The following is a 2,590-nucleotide window of genomic DNA, read 5'->3' as shown; positions in this document are numbered from 1 at the left end:
AGATCGAGCAGCAGCTCAAGGCGCGGCTTCAGCCCACCCGACTGGAAGTGCTGGACGAGAGCGCTTCCCATGCCGGGCATTCGGGCGCTAACGCGGAAGGCTACGGTACCCATTTTCGCATCCGCATTGCCAGCCCGCTCTTTACCGGCAAGAGCCGGGTGGCGCGCCACCGGCTTGTGTATGATGCAATGCAAAATTTCATTGATCAGGGCCTCCATGCCCTGGCGATTKAAGTCATCGAGTCACCCTGAATCTGCGCTGATTTGCCCCGGGGATTTCGGCACAGAGCCGCAGCAACGTCAGAACGCATTGCCAAACGCTTTCAAGCATTACCAAAAGGACTACAAAAACATCATGAAGAAACATCTTTTACTCGGCACCGCCGTAGCGGCACTGCTGGCACTGGGCGCGCAAGGCGCCATGGCGCAGAACGTGGCCATCGTCAATGGCAAGGCCGTTCCAAAATCGCGCCTGGACTCGCTGGCGCAACAGGTCGCCAAGTCCGGCCGGCCAGTAACGCCTGAGATGGAAGGCCAGCTTCGTGAAGAAGTAATTGCGCGCGAAGTGTTCATGCAGGAAGCGGAAAAGCGGGGCCTGGCTTCCAGCGATGACATCAAGGTGCAAATGGAACTGGCACGCCAGACCATCCTGATCCGCGAACTGTTTTCTGACTTCCAGAAGAAGAATCCGGTGACCGATGTCGAGCTGAAGGCTGAATACGACAAATTTGCCGAAGCCAATGGCGGCAAGGAGTACAAGGCCCGCCACATCCTGGTCGAAAAGGAAGCCGAGGCCAAAGAGATCATTGCCAGCCTGAAAAAGGGCGGCAAGTTCGATGACATCGCCAAGAAGAAGTCCAAGGATCCCGGATCCGGTGCCAAGGGCGGCGACCTGGACTGGGCCAACCCTTCCAGCTATGTGCCTGAATTCACCGAGGCACTGGTCAAGCTCAACAAGGGCCAGACCACCGATACCCCGGTGAAAACCCAGTTCGGTTACCACGTCATTCGTGTGGACGACATCCGCACGGCCCAGCTCCCGTCCTTCGAGGAAGTGAAGCCGCAGATCGCTCAGCAAATGCAGCAGCAAAAGCTGGCGGCGTTCCAGGAAGAACTGCGCAAAAAAGCCAAGGTCGAGTAAGCGGCACATCGCTGCGAGCGCCCTGCCCGCCTTGTCTTCCTGAAAAAGCAGCCTTTTGGCTGCTTTTTTCTTGAGGCTCACCGATCAGGACGGATTACGTGAATTGCCGGTTGACGAAGGTACTGGCGGCCGTTCCAATGGCTCACATTCCTCCAGAGGCTCGATGCGCAAGCGCCTTGCTTTTCCTCATCTCTTTCCCCACAGTCGAGGCGCACATGACCGAGCCCAATCCTCTTTCCGGCCCCAGTCTTCCCCAACCCGTGCAGGATGCCTTGCAACGCGGCAACCTGGTTGAAGCCATCCAGCTGATGCGCGCCGGCACCGGCCTGGGCCTGAAGGAAACCAAGGACGCGCTGGAAGCCTATATGCGCGGCGAGCCGCCGGTCACCGGCTTCGCGCCCAACGCCTTGCCCGCCGGCGCGCCCCTGCCCGCGCAGGTGCAAGAGGCGCTGGACCAAGGCAACAAAATAGAGGCGGTACGGCGCTTGCGAGGCCTGACGGGCATGGGGCTCAAGGAAGCCAAGGATGCGGTGGAAGCCGGGGGAATCGGACCGGGTACGGGCGCTGGCGAGGGATCTGGCCCGAGCGAAGGACAATCCCCGGGCCAGGTGAGCAACTCAAACGGCTTGTGGTGGTGGCTTGCCGCACTGGCCGTGCTGGCGCTGGCTGGTTTCGCGCTGCTGGGTTGTGTCTCTGCGCCGCCGGCTCCTGCCGCCGAACTGGCGCCGTCCGGCAAGCTCAGGGCTGCCATCAATTTCGGCAACCCCATACTGGCGGCTCGCATGCCGGACGGTTCACCGCGCGGCGTCTCGGTGGATCTGTCCAACGAACTCGGCAAGCGCCTGGGCGTACCGGTGCAGCTGGTGACCTTCACATCGGCCGGCAAGGTGGTCGAAGCGGTCAGGGATGTGCAGGTTGACATCGCCTTTGTCGCGATAGACCCGGTGCGCGGCGCAGACATGTTGCAGACGCCGCCCTACGTGATCATCGAGGGCGCGTACCTGGTGCGCATGGACTCGCCGATACAACGCAATGAAGAGGTGGACCAGGTGGCCAACCGCGTCGTGGTCGGCAACGGCAGTGCCTACGATCTCTATCTGACCCGTGAACTGAAAGCGGCCAGGCTGGTGAAGGCCCCCACCTCCCCGGCGGTGACCGATGTGATGGTCGCGCAGAACATCGAGGTGGCGGCCGGCGTCAAGCAGCAGTTGGAGGCTGACGCTAAACGCATAACGGGCGTGCGTTTGCTACCGGGGCGCTTCATGGTGATCAACCAGGCTATGGGCCTGCCCAAGGGGCGCGAGGCCGGTGCGCGCTACCTGGCGGCGTTTGTCGAAGAGATGAAGGCTTCGGGATTTGTGGCCACAGCGTTGGCGCGCCACGGCATTGAGGGCGCGGCAGTCGCCCCGCCCTCTACCCGCTAACGCCAAAGACTCATCCCACCCACTTG

At 61.6% G+C, this 2,590-nt stretch carries 3 protein-coding genes and 1 pseudogene; all 4 read left to right on the top strand.

What is annotated here, in order from left to right; genetic code table 11:
- Positions 1-2: 2 nt before the first annotated feature.
- The 4 genes and pseudogenes from AC1DWI_RS19400 to AC1DWI_RS19385 all read left to right on the top strand — a co-directional run bounded on the left by AC1DWI_RS19400 (position 3) and on the right by AC1DWI_RS19385 (position 2,564).
- Positions 3-251 (top strand): BolA family protein, encoded by a 249-nt coding sequence (locus AC1DWI_RS19400; protein ID WP_477725491.1) that lies wholly within the window; start codon positions 3-5, stop codon positions 249-251.
- Positions 252-354: 103 nt separating this feature from the next.
- A complete protein-coding gene (locus AC1DWI_RS19395; protein WP_477669513.1) occupies positions 355-1,140 on the top strand; it encodes a peptidylprolyl isomerase in 786 nt (261 codons plus the stop codon).
- Positions 1,141-1,277: 137 nt separating this feature from the next.
- Positions 1,278-1,667, top strand: a pseudogene (locus tag AC1DWI_RS19390) (hypothetical protein); the annotation flags it as partial.
- Between the two features lie 150 nt (positions 1,668-1,817).
- Positions 1,818-2,564 (top strand): ABC transporter substrate-binding protein, encoded by a 747-nt coding sequence (locus tag AC1DWI_RS19385; RefSeq protein ID WP_477669625.1) that lies wholly within the window; start codon positions 1,818-1,820, stop codon positions 2,562-2,564.
- The last annotated feature ends 26 nt before the right edge of the window (positions 2,565-2,590 follow it).

This window comes from Polaromonas sp. P3_C2 (assembly GCF_056402675.1).
This window is presented reverse-complemented; position numbering and strand designations above follow the sequence as displayed.

Bases quoted from the DNA above. Each gene is read 5' to 3' on its own strand.
- AC1DWI_RS19395 (WP_477669513.1), top strand. From the start codon at position 355: ATGAAGAAACATCTTTTACTCGGCACCGCCGTAGCGGCACTGCTGGCA.